Origin of the sequence: Bradyrhizobium icense, assembly GCF_001693385.1 — a bacterium.
GTDB lineage: Bacteria > Pseudomonadota > Alphaproteobacteria > Rhizobiales > Xanthobacteraceae > Bradyrhizobium > Bradyrhizobium icense.
The window spans coordinates 662,617-684,855 of the sequence record NZ_CP016428.1; the positions used below are offsets into that span (position 1 = coordinate 662,617).

The following is a 22,239-nucleotide window of genomic DNA, read 5'->3' on the forward strand; positions in this document are numbered from 1 at the left end:
TCTGAAGGCTAGACCTCACCACGTTACCTCCAGCACGAGCACCAGGAACGGTGACGTGCTCAGCAAAGCTGCTGTATCATTGTGTCGTGCAGCTGCTGACGCGCACCTGGAGAGGGAGTGCCGCGCGATGCCACGACTGCGCTGTGTGGTGCTGCTGACGCTATTCTGGCTTCTGGGTGCAGCATCGACCGCTGCCGCGCAGAACACGCGCGTTGATGCGCCGAAGACCCGCGCTGACTTCGAGAAACTTGTGCTCGAACGGGCGCATCCGGATAGCCTCGCCACCGACTTCGCCGGCGCTTTCGGTAACATCTACCAGTATCTGGTACCGGCTCGGTTCCTCGACGGCCGCCTCTACGAGCAGGCCCTGCAGCAAATGGCTGTGACCGACGGCCTTGGTTGCGGCCCACCAATGGCGCCGCGGGCGCGGCTGGCCTGCATGGCCAATCACGCCGCTACAGCCCTGACGTCGTTGACGCTCTTTTCCGAAGCTATACTGCTTCGCACGGACGCCGTGAACTTCGCCGAGGGTATGGCTGATGCCGACCCGGCGCCGTTGACCGATTCCCTTCTTGCGCTCGCGGGCGACGAATGGACTCACGGCTCGATGATGAAGGCGGAGGCCGTTGTGCGCCGGGCTTCTGCGCTGATGGCTGGCCGGCCAGATGCTGTGACGGCCAGACAGCGCATGCTGCTGGCTGTGCTCCAAGCGCAGCTTGCCGACGCCCGTCTCGATGACGGCGCGGCCGTCGCAGCCCTGTCCGAGGCCGTGAATGCACAACTGGCCAAGGGGACACATCGGGAACCTGCCGATGGTTACCTGTCCGATCTAGTCATGCAGCACCTGCGCGGGCGTTTCTGTCCGAAGTGCGGTCATCCCGTCGCTGAACCCGTACAGCGCTGGCTGACGGCGATGCTTCAAGCAGATCTTGGCTCCGATTTCCGTGCCTACGACGAGAAAACGCCCGATCGCATGGGGCTGCTGCTCAAGATGCTCATTGCGCCGCAAGGCACCGTTCCGACTGCCACACTGCAGAGTTACGCGCGGCGGTATCTGGCCGCACAGCCACCAAGACAAGTTACCGGCATTCGCAAGTTCTTACCGCCGGGTACCGGCGACGTCGCGACCGCCCAGATGCTGACGCTATCCTATTTTCTCGAAGGAGGATCGCCGATCGTTACCGATCAGCCGCGGCTCAGGATCCTGCGCGAAGCGGTGCCGCGGCGGCAGGCGATCTTGATGAAAGAGTTTCTCGAGTACGTCGTAGGCGATCATTTCTCGCAATTTGGTGCCGACATCCTCGTCCCCGCCGCATTAGAGGAGGCATCCTGGCACTATGAGCGAGCCGGCCTTCGCAACGCGGCGCGCCTGACGCTGGAATTCCTGATGGATTGGCAGCGCAAGCGCGACATGTCGGGCACGGGCGAGCAGACCCTCGTCAAGGAAACCACGATCCGGCAGGCACGCGTGTTCGTACTGGCGCTGGCCCGTCTCGCTGCGTTGCAGCTTGCCGCGGGCGATCGCGCGGCTGCGACGAAGAGCCTCGGTGATGCCAGCGCCATCGCACAGGCAAAGCTTCGCGCGGAATGGCGACACGGGGGCGAGCGCACCATACTGACGATGCGCGATCTATCAGAAGCGCTGCGGCTGATCGCGCAGACGCGTCATGAGCTGCTGGCGCCCACGCGGTTTGCAGAGAACCCTCCTGGCGCGGATGCGCTGTTCCGCGCGATGCAGGCGGCGATCACGGGCGAGACCGGACTGACCCTCGAAGTTGCGCGACAGCGGCGCATCCTGAGCACGCCGCGACTTGCCGAGCTACGCCGTGAACACCTGCATGCCACGGCAGAAGCCGCGCGCATCGCCGAGATTGAGCAAAGATATGAGCCATTCAACTATGAAGGGGCCATGACACGCGCACGGCGCGAAGCCGAAACCCGCCGCGACGAGCTTGCGGCCGAACTGGACAGGCTGGCGGCGCCGCAACCGGCGGCCGGGGACATCGAGCCCGTGACGCTTGAGGAGGCGAAGGCTAGCCTCAGGTCTGGGGAGGCGCTCGTCCTGCTGCGCGTCGGCAGCCACAGTCTCGATGGCTTCCTGCTCGATCACGACGGCAGCACGTCGATCTGGCGCACATCCATTCACAAGGACGAGCTGGAAGCTCTGGTCAAATCACTTCGGGCGGGCGTCGATATGGCAACGTCCAGGGTGCCGGAGTTCAAAGTTGAGGAAGCGGCGCGACTTCACGATGTGATCTTCGGTTCTGCCAAAGTGCGTCTATCGAACTATCGCAAGCTCATCGTGCTTGGGGACGGTTCGTTGCAGTCGCTGCCTTATGGGATCCTGCTCACACGCAAGCCTGCTCAGGCTCCGAAAACGGCCGACGGGTTCCGTGCGGCCGCGCTACCCTGGCTGGTCCGCACCCACGCGATCGCCCTTGTGCCGTCGGTGCGCAGTCTCGTCGCGCAGCGCTCCAGCGCAGCTGTAAGTACCGCGCCGCGGCCGTTCCTTGGCGTCGGCAATCCGCAACTGGCTTCGAGCGGCGCCGGTCAGCGCAGCATCGATGTGACCTCCGTATTCGGGAGCGCCGGGAGCGGTCTTGCTGATGTGGGGGTGCTGCGCACGTTGGCGAGCCTGCCGGAGACCGAGGACGAGTTGCGGCAGATCGCCGATGTCCTGCGGGCCGGGCCGGAAGACATTGTTGTCGGCGCCAAAGCAAATGAGGCGGCCCTGAAAGCGATGCCGCTGGAGCAATACCGCACGATCGCGTTCGCAACCCACGGCGCGCTTGCCGGCGAATTGGCAGGCACGAGCGAGCCCGGTCTGGTGCTCACGCCACCTATCCAGGCGACGGTTGAAGATGACGGCTACCTGAGCCTTTCAGAAATTCTCGGCCTCAGGCTCGACGCCGATCTCGTGATCCTTTCGGCCTGCAACACCGGCACCTCCGACGGCAGACCGCGTGCGGAGAGCCTCTCAGGGCTGGCACGCGGCTTCTTCAACGCAGGCGCCCGCAGCCTGCTCGTGACGCACTGGACGATTCCGTCGGAGTCGGCGGTCAAGACGACGACCGGCCTCGTGGCAGCGCGGGGGCGGGATCAAGCGATGGATTGGGCCGATGCGCTTCGTGAGGCAACGCTCGCCATCATCGACAAGGAAGGGCCGGCAGAGTGGGCGCATCCCACCTTCTGGGGCGGCTATGTGGCGATCGGCGTGCTGCCGACGCAATGACCGCCTCACGTCCCTACCGAAACGCACCTCCGTTCCACCGCATCGCGCGCGGTGATCCGCCGTGCCCACGCCAGCGAACGGTCGGGATTCGGCCGGCGTCGACCGTAACCATCATGCCGAGCAGATCGCCTACTGCGAGCTTAAGGAGCGGGCCCTCGCGCACATAGATCATCACCGAGCAGACCTGCATTCCGCACGCGCTGCTCCGCCCGCCGCCTGTGCACGTTATTCCCTCATGGCTGATGATCAGATCGGCTTTTCCGTCGCCGGTCAGGTCCCGTTCGATCACCGCCGCCGGATCGATCCTGCCGCCTCTCCTCTCGCACGCATCGCTAATCTGCTCCCTGATGAGATAGTCCGCCGCCTTGGAACGGGCGGCGGGCTGGGACGCGCCGGCCTCGGTGCCGTCTCCTTGCCTTAAGTCGACGAACCGCAAGCCGGCAGCGGAGATGAGGAGCCTGAACGTCGCCTTGGCTGTCGGGCAGCAACGCGGCTCACCCGGACCGAGCACGGTGCCCGTATAGCTGATGGCGCCGCTCTCGAATCGCACATCGCGCGGTTCGGTCCCGATAGTTTCGGTCTGTCCGAACGGTGCGAAAGCGCCTTCGGGTCCGGCCTTAAGCACGATGGCAATCTGATACACGGCATTGCCGCCGACCGCCGACTCATGGGTCACGAAAGCGACCGCGTAATCTGCCGGATCGTCTGGCATTTTTCCGTAGAAGAGTGTCGCTCCGCCGACGAAGTCGGTTAGGGGACATGTCTTCGCACCCTTGCCAGACATGTCGCAGTCGATGCGGCTGGTCTCGATGTACCGCTCGACCGCGGGCGCTGCCGGCCCCTTGATATTTGACTTGTAATTCTGCGCGGCAGCGCTCGCCGCGTTACCGCCAACGGTTTTCGATTGCGGCGCCAGAGGAGCAGTCTCTCCCTTTCCGTCGATCGACACCCGTCGGGGCTCGCGCGTTGGCATATAGATTGCGAGGCAATCCTCGTTTTCATTTGTCAGAACCCAAGGATGGGTGAGATAGGTCTGCTGATGGTAACTTTGATGCGGCCGCACTGCCGCATAGAAGTGCCGTCTGCCCTCGTAGTTGATCCAGTAAATTCTTAAAGTGATCGGCATCAAGTTCGTGAAAGTAATGGACGTGGAAACCGCTCCCTCGGTGGACCGCAGTCCGGTTTCTTCCGGGCAATGAGCACCTGCGGCGAGAGCGAGGCTTGGGCAGACTGCTAGTATCAAAGTAAACATCAACCGCGTGCGGTTCATGGCTTGCTCCGAAGTTGACGCAGTCGCATGTGTTCGCCTTAAAACAAGCGGCCGATACAGCGGTCTGGTCTGCTTCACCAGCAGGTTATGGCACGCAAGCTTACAACGGATCTGTACGCACTAAAAGCTCCAGCCGACATGCGCTTGGGCTCGATGTGGTTGGCGACGCGGCCCATTACCGGCGTCGGGCCAAACACAGTTGATCCGACGTCACAGAACATCGAGCAGAGCTCGATGCCAATTGAGCGAAGTGTTTCCACTTTGCCGGATTGGATTGTATCCGCACCAATTAGCTTCTTAGACCAAGAGCATACGCTGCAGACGGCCAAGGCCCGAAATCTCGCCCTACCTGGCAAATTATCGCGTCTGGAATCGAGAGGTGCGAAGGCCTTATCATACAAGCCCATGGTCACAATCAACGTCAATTGGGAGTACTTTCTTGCCGTGATCGGCACACTGGTCGTGCTCGCTTACTACGCCAATGGGCGGTTTACCAAGCTGGAGACATCCGTCGAGTGGATGAAAAGCGCGATTGAGAGCCTCACTCAGCACAACGAAGCCGCCGCTATACGCACACACCAGGTCCATCAGCGTACGCTTCGAGACTAAACGAATGCGCGCGCACGCTCTCGCCATCCCGCTACGCCGCACGGCGATAATGGGAAGATCGGCGAAGGAAAGCGAGGCCGTCGATTTTCTGCATGCTCGACTTCACCCGCGGATAGGTTGCCTCAATAGTTCGGAAAAGAGGTAAACCGGGGAGCCCGACATCCTGTTTGTTGCCATATGGACCCATAACGGGAACAGCAACGACCGGTTCGCTAGGCAATATGCGGCTCAACAGCGCCCCAAATCCATCTCGTGCTTCGTAAGCTGTAACTTGGCGGTTTACGAATTGCAGTTCGGAAAAGATCATTGTCGCTATTTCCCGCCTCTCATTGTCGAGTGCATGTCGGAAGTACATCCCGGCATTCTTCACCAACTCCGAGAAGGTAAGGATGCATTTCAACATTTCCGGAACGCTTTCTGCGTAAATCGCAATTTCTGCACTTATCCCAGCCAGCTTCGCCTCCAATCGATCCTTCTCAGTTTCGATGGCGTTGGCATTCATCGCACCGGTCCGCAGCAGTGTAATTTTGTTTTGGGCAATATAGTCAAGGTCCGCAATGACGGAGCGCTGCTTGCCTTGGAGATCGCTGAGTGTCCGGTTCCTTTCGTCGGAAAGTTTTTTCAACTCCGTCTTTGAGCCGCTCTCGATTTCCGCGAGCTCCTGATCAGAGAGATATATTTTGTCCATGATTATTTGTATCGCGGCCGAAATTTCAGGTTCGCTCAGGTTTGGGTCGCGATTGGCACATCCTTCTTTACAGCGGCTTCTATAGTAGATGATGCCCTTTTGAATATATGGCGAATACAGCCGCCCGCATCCGCACCGCACAAGTCCTCTATACGTATAGAATGGTTCGTGCACATAATGCACGGACACACGCTTCTTCCTTAGCATCGCCTGCACTTGGTGGAACGTTGCCGTGTCGATGAGGGCTTGATGGGCGGCACTGTCGACATAGGCATCACCAACCTTCACCTTCCCGATGTAAAAGGGATTCGGAAGCATATACTCAATTGTCTTATGGTCGACGGGACGAGCAATCTTCGGTAGCGATCCAATATCGATGTTGTCTGCTATCTCCGCACCAGTTCGTTTTCGGCGAGTCGGCTTTTTTCTAAGACCCTGCTCTTGCGCCCACTTCGCGAGCTGGCGAATGCTCCAATCGCCTGTAGCATACAGCTCAAAAATTCTTCTCACGGTCGGAGCGCGCTCGGGATCAATCGGCTTACTATCCGACCCTCTATCCAAATAGCCGATAGGGGCAGCGTACATGCAGCGCCGCTCGGCGCGCAACTTTCTCTGCGCGTTCCGAACCTTCTCGCTTATACTCCGAGAGAAGTGTGTCGCAAACACACCATCGATATCTCTGTGCAATTCGCCGGAGCTTGTGCTGTCGTAGGTTGCCTCGGCAAAGCGGATGTCAGAGCCAATGCGCGTCAGCTTCTTAAGTATCAGATCGTCGTGCGGATTTCGGCTGGCTCTGTCCCAACATAGGAATATGACACCCTTCACCTTTCCGGCCTTTAGAACTTCGGCCAGCTTCAAGAATTTCGGGCGTAGCACCCGATATTGAACGGAGCCGTCGGGGAGAATGTCGAACTCGTTGTCCTCCTTAAATCCGGAATGGCTCTCATCGATTACCCCGCCACTGCAAAATCCAGGAATGGTGAGGTCCTTTGCAACCGGTAGATTCTGCCGCTCGGCGAATTCAAGGTTCCGCTGCCGTTGATACACGAGCGAGTTGCGCTGGTTCTCCGCATCGTCAGTGCTCTTGCGGTTATAGATGAGGTAAAGGTGTTTGAAGGTATCATTGATCTCCATAGGCAGTTGGATCAATTCTAGCATGTGTCGGAGCTTCGGCGTGCCCATCGTCGATGACGTAGCCTTCCGCAAGCAAGCGCGCGTGCACCCGCCGAAAGAGCTCAAGCAGCGCAACAAGTCTCTCGGTTTCGCTGCCAGATAGACAACGCCTAGATGAATCAGTCATGCCACAAGCTATCGCGAGCAGCGGATGTAAGGCAGAGGTGATACTTGGCCGTTATGGCAATAGGGCCGTAATTCGCCGCGCGGGGCATTTGTCGTAGGCCCAAACGCATGCTACGCAACGCAAGCCTGCGGTCTAAGTAGCGCATTCAATGCGTCGCCGACTCCAAGGTTGCTTGGGCCGTCCAAACTAAATTCGGCTTTGATATGCGGCGCGCATCAACTCCAAAAGCAAGCCTCGATTTTTTAATAGATCATCGGCAACGACGGACAATCGGTAGGATTTGTACGTCTCGTCATAGTCGAGCACCTCAATTCCCGACTGCTCTATCTTTGCATCTACTTCTTCAGTACGCGGCAGTCGAATTTCGACCCTGATGACTCTCTTCTTTGGCCTGAAAATCACAAAATTGAAGGGTTGGCCTGCTTTCGACAGCCCAATGTAGAACTTGTTGTATTTCAATTCGATCGACGGATCGATTTCTTGAACGATCGCCAACAACTGGTCAGCAAGTTGCACCGTCGCCTTTGTCCCCTGCTTTTCCCAATAAGCTCTATCGGTCGGAGTCGCTTCCGCATCCTCGTCCTCGTCCACAAAGCCTCTGGACATCTCGTCCATCACTTTCGTGAAGACCAGGGTCGTGTGCTCACCAACCTTTAGCGCCTGCATCTGCAGCGCGATCAGCGGAATGACCCCGTTGAAGAGCGACACAACATTTAAGAACCGGCTGGTAATATCCTCCGCAACGAGCACCGCGCAGTGCTCATACTGAGGGTAGCGCTTTCGCTCTATGTCCCAATACTCAATAGAACGGACGATGTGTGCTTCGTCCGTCGAACCCAGTTGGACTTCGACCTCATAACGGCGCTTCGTCTCTGGGTGCTGAAGAAGTAAATCCAGCCTACCGGCTCGGGGCTGTATCCGTTCCTTGTCGCGCAATACGAGAGCCCCCAGCCCGAGAATTTTTGGGTCGGACGCGATCAGGCCCTGCACCCACCTTTCGTTAAGCTCGGGATGGAGTTTGAGAGAAACGCGCTCAGCTTTCATAAAGCTCATATCGTTGCGCCCCACGGCAAATCAGCCCGCTATGTGAGCGTCCGGTGGTTAAACAAGGCTGAACGAAGGCCAGGGTAAGACGTATCGTCTCCCTTTTGCCTAACGAGAAGAAAATCCCGGTTCGATTCGTGCTGTTTGCCGTAAGCGGCAGCAAGGACGTTTGCCGTTTTTCCGCATGCATAAGCCCGATTGAGGATATCCTCAGGGGCTCGTCATCGCGAACCACTAGTTTTACCTGATGTGCAATTCCCGTTATGGAAGTCCTTTCCTGGCACGAAGCCGTGCCTGCCTTTTCAACCGCCAAGGCGCGATCCATGAGTCGCGAACTTGCACCGGTTCGTCCAGTAACCCAGAGAGGAGTGTCGGGAGCTCCTGTTACCGAGCCACATCGGCGTATAGGTATCTCTGAAAACCGATGAACGTATCCCGGATCTTTGGTATGCCGCCAAGTTCGCGAGCGGCGTCACTAACAGCCCGGTACTTCAACTCAAGAAGCGGCGTCAGCTTGGATTGATCCAATTCTCCTACACCCTCCTTTATGTACTCGGCTAAGACGAAATCAAGGAACTCACGCAGCTTATGATCGCCATACTGTGCAAAGATAGTGCCTTTTCGAGTCTGCACGCGCTCCTCACGAGTGATCGGAGCAAGCGCGAACGCTATGTAGGCGAGTACGTCATATAGGTCGCTCTTCTCGGCGTCGATTAAGCGTCGAATCTCCGCAAGCTGCGCGTCTCCGAAGCCCTTCTCTGCTAACCCATCTAGCAGTGCTTTCCTCGTGCCAGGCTCGCTCCAGAGGGCTCTCAACTCATCCTCGTTTTTGAAGAGCGCGGGAAGCTCACCGAATAGACGCTCGATAAATTGCGCCGCAGACATGGGTTTGCCGTCAGCGCTCCAGAAACTGGTAGCCATCATGTGCTGGATCGTGCGTTCCTTGCCGTCAGCGAGTTTGATCTTCAGCTTCTGCTGACGGTTCGGCTCCTCGTCGCCGCCATCGTCGTCACGTGGCGCGGGCTCTTCTTCATCGCCTCTCGGTGGACGCGGTCGGGTTTCCTGCGGTTCTACCGGTTCTCCATCCCACTCCGGATCGTTGAAATGCTGGTAAGCCTTCACGAAGTCGTAAATCGTGAAATAGTCCTTCCCTTCATACAGACGCGTCCCGCGGCCGATGATCTGCTTGAACTCGATCATCGAATTGACTGGTCGCATCAGAACGATATTGCGTATGTTGCGGGCATCGACGCCGGTTGAAAGCTTTTGAGACGTCGTCAGAATGGTCGGGATCGTCTTGTCGTTGTCTTGGAAATCCCGTAGGTGCTGATCGCCAAGCGCCCCATCTTCGGCAGTGACCCGCACGCAATAATTCGGGTCCTTGCTCTTCTTCATCTGGTTGATGAGATCACGCACCATCAGGGCATGCGCCTGTGTCGCGCAAAAGACGAGCGTCTTTTGACTTTGATCAATCTGATCCAGGAATAGCTTCACGCGATACTTTTCGCGCTCGGGTATGACGATCACTTTGTTGAAGTCGCTCTCAACATACCGCTTGCCCAGGACCACCTCACCCTCGACGATTGCATCGTCCGGGGTGTATGTATAGTCGTCCATCGTTGTGGCGATCTGCTTGACTTTAAACGGGGTCAAGAATCCGTCATTGATCCCTTCACGCAGCGAATAGGTATAGATCGGTTCTCCGAAGTACTTGTACGTATCGGCATTCGCTTTGCGCTTAGGCGTCGCGGTCAGCCCGAGCTGCACAGCAGGCTTGAAATACGTAAGAATTTCTCTCCACGTGCTTTCGTCGTTCGCACCGCCACGATGGCACTCATCGATGATGATGAAGTCGAAGAAGTCCGGCGGATAGTCGCCAAAGTTAGGGGCCGGATTCCCATCAGAATCCGTGCCTGACATGAACGTTTGAAAAATCGTGAAGAAAACACTGCCGTTCTTTGGAACTCGCCCGTGCTTCCGAATAATCTCCGGATCGATACGGACTAGCGCCTTGTCTTCGAACGCAGCGAACGAGTTGAAATCGTTGAAGGCCTGATTGGCCAGCCCATTTCGATCAGCCAGGAACAGAATACGCGGGCGCCGTGTCGGTTCGCCCGTTAGATTCCAACGGGCTTCAAACAATTTCCACGCGATCTGGAATGCAATCGACGTCTTCCCCGTCCCGGTAGCCAGCGTCAAGAGCATCCGCTGCGATCCGGTGGCGATTCGCTCCAAGACCCGCTCTACAGCGATTTGCTGGTAATACCGGATTTCCCAGCTTCCGCCCTTGTCCGGGTACGGCACCCCGGCGAACCGGTCTCGCCAACCGTTTTGCTGCTCGTACGTCCGATTCCACAGCTCATCCGGACTTGGGAACGCAGGCACCTCGCCTTCGCCTCCCTCCCGCATATCAATTGCATAGATAGCCTTGCCGTTTGACGAGTACGCAAACCGGATCGACAGCTTGCCTGCATAATCCTTTGCTTGGCCGACTCCCTCGGTCAACTCCTCGTCCCACGCCTTTGCTTCTACGACGGCGAGCCTATGACTGCGGTACTCCAAGACATAATCGGCCTTCAGCGCCTTGCCACGCTTGCCATGCCCCTCTATTCGGCCCGGCGTGATGAAGAACTCTCGCCGGATGCGGCTTCCTGCAATCACGCCCCAACCCGCAGTCTTCAACGCTGGATCAATATGTTCAGCTCTAGTTTCGGCTTCGTTCATAAGATTGTTCTACAGGTTTCCAGCGAACGCTTGGTGCAGCAATGACTTCTTCAGCGCCTCCAGAGCGGCCAGCTTTTGCTCGTAAATGTCTTCGAGATGTTGGGTCTCTTCGCTGAGTGCGTCCAATTTCGCAACGATTAGCTTCTGCTCACTCACTGAAGGGAATGGAAATCGCTCGTGCTCAAACGTACCCATATTGATGTTGGCCTGGGCACTTCCCTTCCCCAAGGCCTGGAGACGCGCTTTGAATGCCTGCAAAACGTATTCCACATAACCGACTTCCGCCTCTCTCGGATTTGGTACGACACCGATTACACTGTCAGGGAAACACGCATCGAAACTGAGTATCGCTGTCTCAGCGATGTTAGCAGCAATCGTTATGCAAATTGTTCCCTTTGGCCATAGCTTGCTTTGCGCAAGGCCAGCCTCGCTGTAGGTTTGGGTATACTCGGTGATGTAATGTTCGGCATTTCGAATATCGCCGGTTTGAATAAATGGGTATTTGCCGCCATAAAGATGTGGTGCATTTCGCGGGCGGTGCTTTGATTTACCGCGGCCGAAGGTTGTCGCGACCTCCTCCAACGTCTTCTCTTTCCATCCGTCGCCACGCTGAGTGAAAATGGATTGAAGCTGGCTATTGAAGATAGCCCGGGCATTTTGAAGGTTCTTCTCAGCGTTAGCTGCGGCAGTAGCAAGCCCTGCAAATGCCTCATCTAGTGAGCCGATTATCCGCTTCTGCTCATCCAGCGGCGGCATGACGAGTTCGAAGTTCGCAAGGGTCGAACCGGACACATTCGGAAACGTTGCGCCTGTACCCTTGCCATGAATTTCGTCTCGCCTCGAACTGACGAAGTAGTTCACCCACGGCTGATATTCGTGCGCCCGGATCGCGGCAACACCTCGCCCGACGCAAGCATCAAATCCCGCAATGTTCATTCTCCCCGTGGTCGATCCCCGAACACACAAGATCAGGTCGCCCTTCTTACAAAGCTTCGTTGGTTGCGTGGTGAACTTCGACCGAATCGTCTCACCGAAAGATTCATCGCTGAACTCGACCGGACCATTTATAAGCGGCACTCCTGCCCCTGTTGTGTTGTAACTATCACCATCGGGGCTCTGACCCATGATGATCTCACAGACGTCCCCAAGGCGTTTAATTGGCCATCCTTTCGTCATAGCAGCGCCTTGACGCTCTCAAGCACCTCCGCGCTCTCGGCGTCCAGCGCGGCGATTTCTTCCAGTATTTCCGTCGGGCTCCGGTGCGTCATTTCCTCGCCGCCATTCGGGTTCTTCACTGAGAGATCAAAGGTAGTCTGGTCAATTATCCTAGCGTCGACGCTCCAGCTCTTGGGTGAGTCGGTAAAGGCTGTTTGCAGCTCAACAAATTCGGCGAGATCCGCGTCGTTGAGCGGGTTGGTCTTTCCGAGATTTCGGCCGGGGTCGAGCCGGTAAAACCAGACCTTGCGGGTGGGCGCGCCTTTCTCAAAGAAGAGCACCACAGTCTTCACGCCAGCGCCCTGGAACGTGCCGCCGGGGCAGTCGAGCACGGTGTGCAGGTTGCAGCTTTCCAGAAGGAGCTTGCGCAGGCTGACGGAGGCGTTGTCGGTATTGCTGAGGAAGGTGTTCTTGATAACGATGCCGCCCCGTCCCCCGGCTTTTAACATCTTGATGAAGTGCTGGAGAAAGAGGAACGCGGTTTCACCGGTACGGATAGGAAAGTTCTGCTGGACTTCCTTGCGCTCTTTCCCGCCGAACGGGGGATTGGCTAGGACGACGTCGTAACGATCTTTATCTTGAACGTCGGCAAGGTTTTCCGAAAGCGTATTCGTGTGAATGATATTCGGTGCCTCGATCCCGTGCAGGATCATGTTCATGATGGCGATAACGTAGGCGAGCGACTTCTTTTCTTTGCCGTAAAAGGTTTTCGTTTGCAGGGTGTTCAGTTGGCTGGTGCTCAGCTTCCCCTTAATCAGATAGTCGTGTGCTTCACACAAAAAGCCTGCCGAACCAACCGCACCGTCATAGATACGCTCTCCGATCCTTGGCTTTACGACTTGGATAATGGCGCGAATGAGGGGCCGGGGAGTGTAATACTCGCCGCCGTTGCGGCCAGCATTCCCCATCCTTTTGATCTTCTCTTCGTAAAGATGGGATAGCTCGTGTTTTTCTTGCTGTGATTGAAAGTGAAGTTCATCAACCAGTTCGAGCGCGTCTCGTAAGCTGTAACCGCTCTGGAACTTATTTTTTATCTCTCCAAAGATTTCCCCGATCTTATATTCGATCGTATCCGGGCCTTCAGCGCGCTGTTTGAAGCCGTGGAGGTACGGGAAAAGCTTGCCGTTGACGTATTCTATTAGATCGTCGCCCGTTAGCGCCTTGTCATGATCAAGAGATGCATCAGCCTTCTTGGGCGCAGCCCAAACGGACCACTGATGCTCCTTATCAATGATGAACTTGTACGGCTTTCCTTCAAGCTCGGCCTTGAGCGCACGTTCCTGCTCAAGATCATCGAGATACTTGAGAAACAGCATCCATGAGGACTGTTCTGTGTAGTCCAGCTCGGTTGTGCAACCCGCCTCCTTCCAGAGCACATCATCGAGATTCTTGAATGTCTGCTCGAAGCGAGAACCGCCCCACGAGCGCGTGATTTCCAGCATCCGCTTCTCCCCCCGACCAACCTGAGTCATAATGATTCAGATTAGCATACGATAGTTATTTGTTCGTCCAGTGTGCAACTTTTGCCGGACTCCGTTACCATCCCAGCTTCTGCGATACCTTTGCCTTCTTGCGCGTCGCTCGCGCGTCCGTAGCCGTCCTGCGCGCTATCCTTAGGGCCGCTTCGAGTACGTCGAACTCCTTTCGAAGAGCCTTAAGATCGTCGAGATCTGGCGGGTCCTCTCGCCTTTGATCGCTGCGATTGTGAGCGAGGATAACCTCAGACAGTCGGCCATGTAGTTCAACAATTTGCAACGCAAGTGACTGATCAAAAATCACCTCCTCAAGGTTCATGACCTTGATGTGGTCGTCATACCTTTGAATCGTTCCCGCGAAAAGAATTTCCTCAATCATGGCTTCAGTCGCACTCCGCAGATAGTCGAAGGCTGCTCCGAGCGCCCGTTCTTGCTCCTTAGCGCCGAGTGAGGAGAAATCTCTCACGGCTTCCTGAGCGTCGTTCTTTAGTTTCGTTAATGAGGCGAGGCGCGGGCTCGTATCGTCTTCGACTTTCCCAGGGACGCCATCGATCTTGCGCATCCAGTGTGCGATAGCCGGAATGGAATTGCGCTCCGCGTGCTTCACGAGCTGGCTCATAAAAACGATGTCGTGCGTGAACACAACGACTTGACGTTCACCTGCTTCTACAGCTAACCGCCTTGCTATTTTATCCTTCCGTTCATGGTCGAGCGAAGTGACGGGATCGTCGAAGATGATTCCGCAGTTGTTCTTATCGAGTTGGATCTCGGTCAGAAAGTCAGCCAACGAGCAGGCATTCTGCTCACCCTCGCTGAGGATTTCACTGGGGTTGTATTCTTCCGCAAAATCGAGCCGAAATTCCTTTACGGTGTTGCCTTGCTCTCCGCTTGTGCGCATGACGAGATTGAAGTTGCAATCTAGCCGACCAAGCTCTTGATTGAAAATGCCCTTATAGTTCCGAGCCACTCCAACCAAGAAGGACTCGGTGCGCTTCTTGGTAGTGGCCATCTTGATTCCTGCGAAACCAGCCTTGTTTGCTTTGGCCGACCACTGCAAGTAGGATAGGTATTCAAGAGCAGCCCCTTTTACCGACGCCACCTTCTTCTTGTCTTTAAGCCCATTAAGTTGGGCCGTCAGCCGTTCAATCTCTGCCGTAGGATCGACTAAGTGTTCTCCTTCGGCCGCCTTGCACTCAATGCGAAGCTCGATCTTCGACAAGTCGACCTTGGGAACGCCCTTCATGTCGACCTTCCGTAGTGTGTCGATCTTTGCTTCCCAATCGATGGTAACGGCTGCAAGCGCTTGGAACTGAACCTTCAGCCGCGCAAGGTAGGCCGCATCCTCTTCGATGAGGACCTTTACGCCCGCGTCCGTATCAAGGAACTTTGGATGCAGCGCCTTCGATGATCGAAGATCCTGCAGTAGGACCGTTTGGCGACGCTCCAGAAGGGCTAGTTCACTCTCTGCTTTGCTCTCCAGGAACTGCCAGTACTTCACAAAAAGGGCTTGCGCTTCAAGCGTCAGTTTCTGATGGCACAAAGGACAATGTGCGAGGTCCTTGCCATTGTCGGCCGCTACTTCAGCGGCACGAAGCTCCTTTGCAGCGACGATCAGAGCCCTCCATTCCGGGCTGCCAATTGTCTGGAGGAGCCCGTCGTCGAAACTGCTTACACTTAGGCTTTCTACAAGTCTTCTCTTCTCAGTGATATCAGTTAGGAGCTGATTGACTTCTCGCTCCTTGGCGATGGTGAAACGGTCGACCACAGCCTGCAGTGTCGCCTTGAGCGCTGAAAGATTCTGGCGGTCGTTCAAAAGTTGTTTCTTCTTTTTGGGGACGTCGAGTTTTCGCTTTTCGTCAATTTGCTTCTGCAAATCTGCCATCGTGCGCACGTCGAGCTCGGGATCGAAGCTCGCATGCGCAAGTAAATCGGCTTCGTTTGTCGCGGCCGACATACCTTTGCAAAAGATCGCCGTCGTTGACGTGTCGTTGTCGAAGAACGTCCAACTGAAAGGATTGTCCTTCCTTTTCTCATGACGCTCGTTCGTAAGCCGCTCCTCCAGCTTCGCAATGGTATCCGCGACCTTGTCAAAGATTTTTATTTGCGCCGGAGTAAAGTTGACATGATTAGATTGATCTAAGTGGATAAGCACGCTCTCGGCATCGAAAACGGCGAAGCGCTTGAGTTCGTCAATATCGTCGCCGAGCGAGTACTTGATTTCCGCCGGTGACGCGTCTTCGGCCTGAATTACAAAAGTCGCCCCAGCTTGCCCGGCCTCATCCAGGCGCACGTTCGGGAGAACGTCGCGCTCACCGCGAGAGAAGCATGCGTTGCAGAGCAGGCGGCCAATGCCGCTCTTTCCGCTTCCATTAGCGCCGTAGATTAGGGTGAGGTTTGGGCCGACCTTGATGGAGCATTCTTGCGAAATTGCGTTTACATCCACGAAATCTCTTATCTCGATCAACTTGATTTTATCGGCACCAATAGAGGGCTCACCGATTGAGCCGATTTCATTCTTGAAAGAAATCGATGGCCGTTGGTCAGAATCCGAAAGGGGGGCAATAATCCCGAGATGTTCTGAAAGGTAGGCGTAGCACTGGTCAACATCTTCCTTGCTCAAAACCTCCTTCTCGAGATTGAGCTTCCAAACGTACTGTTCCCAAAAGGGCTTTGCGTTCAGCCATGCTTCCAAACTCTCAATAGATGCGTTGCTCTCAATCATTAAACTTTCGCCCCGAATCCCCATACAACCGAAAGTATAGACGTTTCGACACGGTGCCGCTACTCAAGGTTTTCGCGGGGGAGCGTCAAGGGTAGCCCCGCAAAGAAGGTGTGCACGTCTGATTCCCTTTTCTTTGGTCGGCCAAATGAATTTCCAGAGTGCTCCTCTCAAGAAAAACCCTCGCTTTGAAGCGAGGGTGTGGACAAAAAGAACGTCCGAGGTACATCCGCTCTGTTCGGGCGCATGACAGCGTCACGCTGTCCGTCAGGCCTTCCGAAGCTCCCCACAACAGTGCTTCTCCTGCTGAAGCATCGATCTGTCGCGCCTAGGCGGGAGGCGGTCTCTTCTTAGTATTCTTCGGCAAGCATGATCGTGAGGACACGCGTAGTCTTTTCGGGATCGGCTGGGTCTTCAGACCCGAACTCACAGAGCACGTCGTAGTAGTCGATCTTCCAAAAGAACTTCGCACCCGCGACTTCAAAGCTACCAAAGTCGTGCTCATCATGCGGATCATTGTCCGCATTGAAATCCGCAAAGCTCTGAACCTGGATCATCGCGCGAGCTTTCACGTCTAATGGCAGACTTGCCACGCCTGAGGTTATGACAACTTTGCCGCCCAGAAAGGTCGCGCGAAAGAAGTCGTTGAGTACTCGAATGCGACGCAACGTGACGGCGGTGGCGATATTATTCATCGTCGCCCTCCGAGGCATCCTCGCTCTTGTATGGCGACATGTGACGCGCACCGCAGTGCGGACAATCGTCGTCGCACTGTGCGGACCAAACGTCCGTCCACTCGCGACCGCATTCTGCGCAATGGTAGAAGTTTCGGACTTGCATGGCCGGTCTCTTAGATCAGACCGGCCAGCACAAATACGGATACAACGGTGTTGCCCCCACACGCCTCGCAGACCCCCTGGTCTTGGTCTGGCTCTACCTTGGCGGTGTGGTTACATCCCTCAGTCACGCAGATGGCGGGACACACAGTGTCCGCGATCGCTATCAGCAGCAGATCGTCAAGACTCTCGACGCCCTGAAGGTCGCAAAGCTTCATTAGCTTTGCCGCCTTGTGGGAAAGAGCAATGGTGGACATGTTCTTCTCCTTATCACCGTCAGCCCGAACCATTCGGGTGCCGGATAGCAAGGCGGAGCTGCTTGCGGACTTACCAGCGCAGCTGCTCCGCCTCGCTACCGACCCCGAACGGGAGCCGCCGAAAGAACATGTCCGAGCGGAATACTGCCTGTAAGCGGTCAGTGAGGGCAGACGTGAGGTTAAGCCAAGTTGGCAAATACTATTGGGTGCGCGGAGGCAAGCTAGCAGGGTCAAGTATGACGGCGCTGAATGGCTTTGACGGCGTCCCGTCAATCATAAGCTTGAGATAGATGCGATAATTCGGCAGCTGCAAAAGATCAATCTCCTCGAACCTCTCGTGGAATTCGCGGACAAGATATGGGGCATCTTCGACGCCGACTTGAAATGAGAAGATCGAACCGGCATTGCCCAGGACCGCATGGCGATGATTGGCGCTCTTGAAATAACGCGCGTGCTGGGCGGCTTGGATGTGGCCGCTTAGGCGGCCAAACCGAGTGTTTCATCGAATCGCGCAAAAGTCCTTTCCGCCAAGCGTTTCGAGGTATCCTGCCCACGCATTCTGTGGAAGTCCCATCTGACACGTTAAAAGCAAGTCGGATCGTGATTTATAATTGCTAGTGCTCTGGCCTTCGGGTGCCACGCTTCCCCCTTGTCTTGAGGTCCAATGACGAACGCAGCATTGCAGGTTTTGCTCAAAGGTGACCCGCGTTTCAGGACGGCGAGGTGAGGAAGGTCGTGGAACCGGTAGAGTAAGTGTCGATGTTGCTTTGTTCTTATCGGCCTCGACGTTCTCGTCCGTCGTATTACACGTGGCCCAGTACACGCGTTCGCCTAGCCGATCGCCCCACTTCATTTCGCAGCCATCACCAAGCGCGACACTCGATACAGCAGGGATACGGTCGGCTGTCGCTGCGCAGTACTTCAGTACAAGATACTCAGCATTTCGCTTCAGAAGCTCTTCAGAGATAAGGCCAGATTTCTGTTTCTCGACGAGTTCTTTGATTGTGAGAGGAATGGGATGAATGCAGATGAGATCGGCCTTGCTGGCGCCAGAGCACAATGCGCCACCAAGATAGATTCCGGCGCTTACTATCATCTGAACACTTCGCATAGCCATTTCTCCGCGAACGGCGTTCGATGAAAGTCAGCCTGTGGTCGGAATGCCAATCATTCATTTGCATTCAACGGAAATAATACTCTAGCATGAGATTGATCACGACGGCCTTCGAAATACTCTATGGCTCTCACCTCTTTGCCTCGTCCGCTGTCAAAAACGCCGATTTCGACAGCGTCCTTCATCCACGAACAAAGGATGGCTGACGATTCGCCTGGCAGGAGATCGTTTGACGTTTCGCCTATCGTTCGACATGTGCCGACAAACTCACCGACGTAATAACCTGTCGTCGGGGTTTGGAGAGCGACGGACGTGAGAGGCGCCTGGTCGGCTGCTCTAGCGCCTACGGACTGGATGTCCCACTGAATTGTTGACAACATTGTGGGCTGTCCCCGATGCGCTACCAACAAAACGATAGCAATAATTCCCACAGCAAGTACAAGTAGCCAACGCAACAGCATTAGCTACATTATATCACGTCTCATTTGGCAACCGGCGCGATCCAAAGATTAGGCCGCTATTGCGGTTTTGGTGTCCAGATCTCACAATACTCAAAATCACCCCTTCTCAGCGTGCGATGCCCAGCGCCACACGGGTTCGTGGGAACTACGGTTGGCTGCTCATTCTGCTTGGCGGAAGACGCAGGCTGCGTTGTTGGTTGTTGCGCCCCGGTCTGCACGGCGGGCGGCGCAGGCTTAGCCGTTGGCTGTTGCTGCCCACTCTGCTCGGCGGGTGCCGCAGGCTTAACTGTTGACTGCCACGGAGATTGTTTAGCCATAGGATGGGTGCCGAACACGTCAACCGAAGGCTTCGGTAGCTCTGACGCTGGCACCGGTTTGCCAACATAAGGATCGTTGAATAATTTCTCTATGCCATATGATGTTGGCAGCGTTTGAACGTTTCGTTGCTGAACCGCTGAACTTAGGGATTGATCGCCAGTTATTTTTGGAGCGTACGAGGAAAGATAGCCTCCCCCTCCAACAAAAAACTTCATAAGCAAGCTGCTGTTCGACGACGGTTGTTCTGGGACGCATTGATTTTTGACGCAGCTCAAGCCTGCAGTGCAGTAACCTGATCCGCAGGGAGCTGCCCCTATGGGTAGGCAACCATTTCGGGTGCACTTATTTCCAGAAGGGCAAGCGAATCTTCCGCAGTCGACGGCATCACTCATTATGCACGTGCCGTTTCGGGCGCACTTTGTCCCCGCCTGACAATATCCAGCACCACATCGTGTGCTACCAGGTGGAATTTGTGTTTGTTGTCGGTTTTGTTGCTGGCACCCAGAATTTAGGCCAGCAAATGAGCCATCCGGGCACTGGCACATCGTACCCCCGCCGCCGGCCACCGGGGTGCTGCCAGCAGGACACTGAAACTGAGCCAAGCTCCAATCTATCCCTGCAAATACAAGGAGAGCAGCGATCGGCAAGACACGCAGAAAGAAACGACGCGTCAGTCGCATCACTAGCCTCGTACCCTTGGCCGCGACGGTAGCATTTGTAGCACGTGATAAGCTAACCCGAAAGGGTCAGCGCGCTCCTTGATACTGTGTCCATGGGCTTGACCTAAGGGTGCCGAACGGATTCCTCAACCATGAGCGCAGACGTGAGGTTACGCCAAATTGGCAAATACTATTGGGTGCGCGGAGGCGAGCTAGCAGGGTCAAGTGTGACGGCGCTGAATGGCTTTGACGGCGTTCCATCGATCATAAGCTTCAGGTAGACGCGGTAATTCGGCAGCTGCAGAAGATCCACCTCCTCGAACTTCCCGTGAAATTCACGAGCGAGGTACGGAGCGTCCTCGACGCCAAGTCGGAATGAGATGATGGACCCCGCGTTGCCCAAAACTGCATGGCGCACGTCAGGTTCAAGCTGGTTTAGATATTGGTGGGCTACCGTGAAGCCAACGCGGTACTTGCGGAGCTCTGAGAGCATGTTCGCCAAAGCCAGAGTGGTAAAGCTCTGGAACTCGTCGATGTAGACGAAGAAGTCCCGACGCTCAGCTGCGGGGCTGTCTGCTCGACTGAACGCGGCAAGCCCGATTGTCGTGACGAGCAGTCCACCGAGCAAAGAGGAGCTATCTTCGCCGATGTGTCCCTTGGCCAGGTTCACGAGGAGAACTTGGCCTTGGTCCATGATCCGGCGGATGTGCAAGTCTCTTGCTGGTGCCGTTAGTATCCGGTCGAGCAGTGGGTCCGCCAGAAAGGCTCCGACCTTGTTTTGGATCGGTGCGGTGCCGTCGGCACGATAGCCGAACGAGAACCGCTCAAATTCCTTGAGTAGGAACGTCCGGACAGTCTCGTTGCGGAGCGAATGCGCTATTCTCTTGCGATACCCGTTGTCGGAGAAGACACGCAATACGTCGTGGAGCGTCGCGTCGGGCTGCTCCAAGAGGGCCATAAGGACGTTGCGCAGAATATGCTCCATGCGCACGCCCCATGCGTCCGGCCACATTTTCTTAAATACATCCATCATGCCGGAAGCGGCGAGGGCGATCCGATCTTCGCTGACGTGACGCAGAGGGTTGTACCCATACGGCTGGGTTGGGTCAGTCGCGTCCAGATAGATCAACCTATCCCTATGCGACGCCGGGACGTGTGCAGCAACCCGACTGACAAGATCTCCGTGCGGATCAATAAGCGCAAAGCCATTCCCGCGTTCCAAATCCTGAAGCGCCATAGTTTCAATCAGGGTGGATTTGCCAGTGCCGGTCTTCCCAATGACGTAGATATGCAAAAAGCGATCTTCGTCCTTGATGCCAAAGACGCGATCATCGCTGCGGAAGTCGACACTGGCAAAACGTAAGACGTGACCTGAGTCCATATCAGGTGAGCACTATCTCTTTGATCGGTCACACACACGAGGATTGGAGTTTTGCCGTAAGGACGGCATCCGCACCCGATTATGCCGGATGGCCCCCGCTTCTATTGTGTGTTGGATGAAGTCGTCGCTGTGCCTGTAGAAGTAGTTGTCGGCGAATTGGTCTCGGCGGGATCGGACGTTGTTGTGATTGTCGAAGAGTTGTCGGGCGGAGTGCCTGACGCAGAAGTGGACTCGCCGGACACTGCAGGCGTTGAGGTCGAACTGACGAATGGAGGTCGTTTCTCAATATACGAACCATTCGGTTGCATCGCATATTGGCCTTCTTCAAGATCGCCGCTGGAAGTATCATACAAATAACTGCCGGTCGAATGCACCCACGTGAGACCCTCATGCGTCGGAATTGGCGCATTCGGTTCGGCTATATGAGCGTGGATCTCGGGATCTCCGGGATACGATGTAACGGTCGCACCGTCCGTAAAGTAATCTGTGTACTTCGTGCCGATGATGTGGACTTCCGTCAGGCCTTCAGGCGGAGGCTCCACGAGCGTTTCCGAAGCCGCCTCTGGAGATGATGCTGGCGTTGCAATTATGTCTGCATCGTCAGACGGAAGTTCTTCGGTGGCATCGGGCGCGGTGCCAGCGACCGTTTCTGCAGGAGCTTCCTCCGCAGTTGCTGGCTCAGAGGTGATCGCGACAGTTTCAGTGGATGTTGCGTCAACCTGCGCCAAGGCAGGTTTGACGACTATAAGTCCGACTGTAAGCACGCTGACAATGAGAATGCTGAATCCTGCAAATGCGATTACGCTCAGTTTCATGCATTCAGTGTACTACCCAATTTCCAATTCGTTGATGGACATGGGGATAGCGTGAGCGTTCGCCCACCGACGTGCGTCCCTCCTTTTGGTTCAGCGGTATAGAATCATCAACTGCACCGGAT

The 22,239-nt window shown here is 55.8% G+C and carries 14 protein-coding genes; 2 read left to right on the forward strand and 12 right to left on the reverse strand.

What is annotated here, in order from left to right; genetic code table 11:
- Positions 1-127: 127 nt before the first annotated feature.
- The gene (locus LMTR13_RS03230) at positions 128-3,232 is read left to right on the forward strand and encodes a CHAT domain-containing protein (RefSeq protein ID WP_083218647.1); all 3,105 of its coding nucleotides are present in this window, start codon (positions 128-130) and stop codon (positions 3,230-3,232) included.
- Between the two features lie 13 nt (positions 3,233-3,245).
- On the opposite strand, the gene LMTR13_RS03235 is transcribed toward LMTR13_RS03230, so the two are convergent.
- Positions 3,246-4,502, reverse strand: coding sequence for a VHL beta domain-containing protein (locus LMTR13_RS03235; RefSeq protein WP_083218649.1), 1,257 nt, complete (start codon positions 4,500-4,502; stop codon positions 3,246-3,248).
- Between the two features lie 87 nt (positions 4,503-4,589).
- On the opposite strand from LMTR13_RS03235, the gene LMTR13_RS03240 reads away from it, so the two are divergent.
- Positions 4,590-5,111 carry a hypothetical protein gene (locus tag LMTR13_RS03240; protein ID WP_156795407.1) on the forward strand — a complete coding sequence of 174 codons (522 nt, stop codon included), beginning with the start codon at positions 4,590-4,592 and terminating at the stop codon, positions 5,109-5,111.
- Between the two features lie 31 nt (positions 5,112-5,142).
- Here the strand turns inward: LMTR13_RS03240 and LMTR13_RS03245 are convergent, their stop codons facing one another.
- From LMTR13_RS03245 to LMTR13_RS40250, 11 genes are all read right to left on the reverse strand, one after another.
- Entirely contained in the window at positions 5,143-6,957 is a 1,815-nt protein-coding gene (locus LMTR13_RS03245; RefSeq protein ID WP_065726647.1) for a recombinase family protein, read from the reverse strand.
- 328 nt (positions 6,958-7,285) lie between these two features.
- Entirely contained in the window at positions 7,286-8,152 is an 867-nt protein-coding gene (locus tag LMTR13_RS03250; RefSeq protein WP_065726648.1) for a DUF5655 domain-containing protein, read from the reverse strand.
- Between the two features lie 375 nt (positions 8,153-8,527).
- A complete protein-coding gene (gene hsdR / locus LMTR13_RS03255) occupies positions 8,528-10,867 on the reverse strand; it encodes an EcoAI/FtnUII family type I restriction enzme subunit R (RefSeq protein WP_065726649.1) in 2,340 nt (779 codons plus the stop codon).
- A 9-nt stretch (positions 10,868-10,876) separates the two neighbouring features.
- Positions 10,877-11,992 carry a restriction endonuclease subunit S gene (locus tag LMTR13_RS03260; RefSeq protein WP_236843271.1) on the reverse strand — a complete coding sequence of 372 codons (1,116 nt, stop codon included), beginning with the start codon at positions 11,990-11,992 and terminating at the stop codon, positions 10,877-10,879.
- Between the two features lie 47 nt (positions 11,993-12,039).
- On the reverse strand, positions 12,040-13,524 hold the full coding sequence (locus tag LMTR13_RS03265) for a class I SAM-dependent DNA methyltransferase (protein ID WP_065732386.1): 1,485 nt from the start codon (positions 13,522-13,524) through the stop codon (positions 12,040-12,042).
- Between the two features lie 94 nt (positions 13,525-13,618).
- Entirely contained in the window at positions 13,619-16,279 is a 2,661-nt protein-coding gene (locus LMTR13_RS03270; protein WP_065726651.1) for an AAA family ATPase, read from the reverse strand.
- Between the two features lie 347 nt (positions 16,280-16,626).
- Entirely contained in the window at positions 16,627-16,971 is a 345-nt protein-coding gene (locus LMTR13_RS03275) for a DUF3768 domain-containing protein (RefSeq protein ID WP_156795408.1), read from the reverse strand.
- Positions 16,972-17,126: 155 nt separating this feature from the next.
- Positions 17,127-17,369, reverse strand: coding sequence for a hypothetical protein (locus LMTR13_RS03280; protein ID WP_156795409.1), 243 nt, complete (start codon positions 17,367-17,369; stop codon positions 17,127-17,129).
- 499 nt (positions 17,370-17,868) lie between these two features.
- Complete coding sequence (locus LMTR13_RS40245) at positions 17,869-18,480, reverse strand: hypothetical protein (RefSeq protein WP_156795410.1); 612 nt, start codon at positions 18,478-18,480, stop codon at positions 17,869-17,871.
- Between the two features lie 1,631 nt (positions 18,481-20,111).
- Complete coding sequence (locus LMTR13_RS03285; protein WP_065726654.1) at positions 20,112-21,302, reverse strand: type IV secretory system conjugative DNA transfer family protein; 1,191 nt, start codon at positions 21,300-21,302, stop codon at positions 20,112-20,114.
- A gap of 101 nt (positions 21,303-21,403) precedes the next feature.
- Positions 21,404-22,117, reverse strand: a complete 714-nt coding sequence (locus LMTR13_RS40250; RefSeq protein WP_156795411.1) for a hypothetical protein — start codon at positions 22,115-22,117, stop codon at positions 21,404-21,406.
- Between the last annotated feature and the right edge of the window lie 122 nt (positions 22,118-22,239).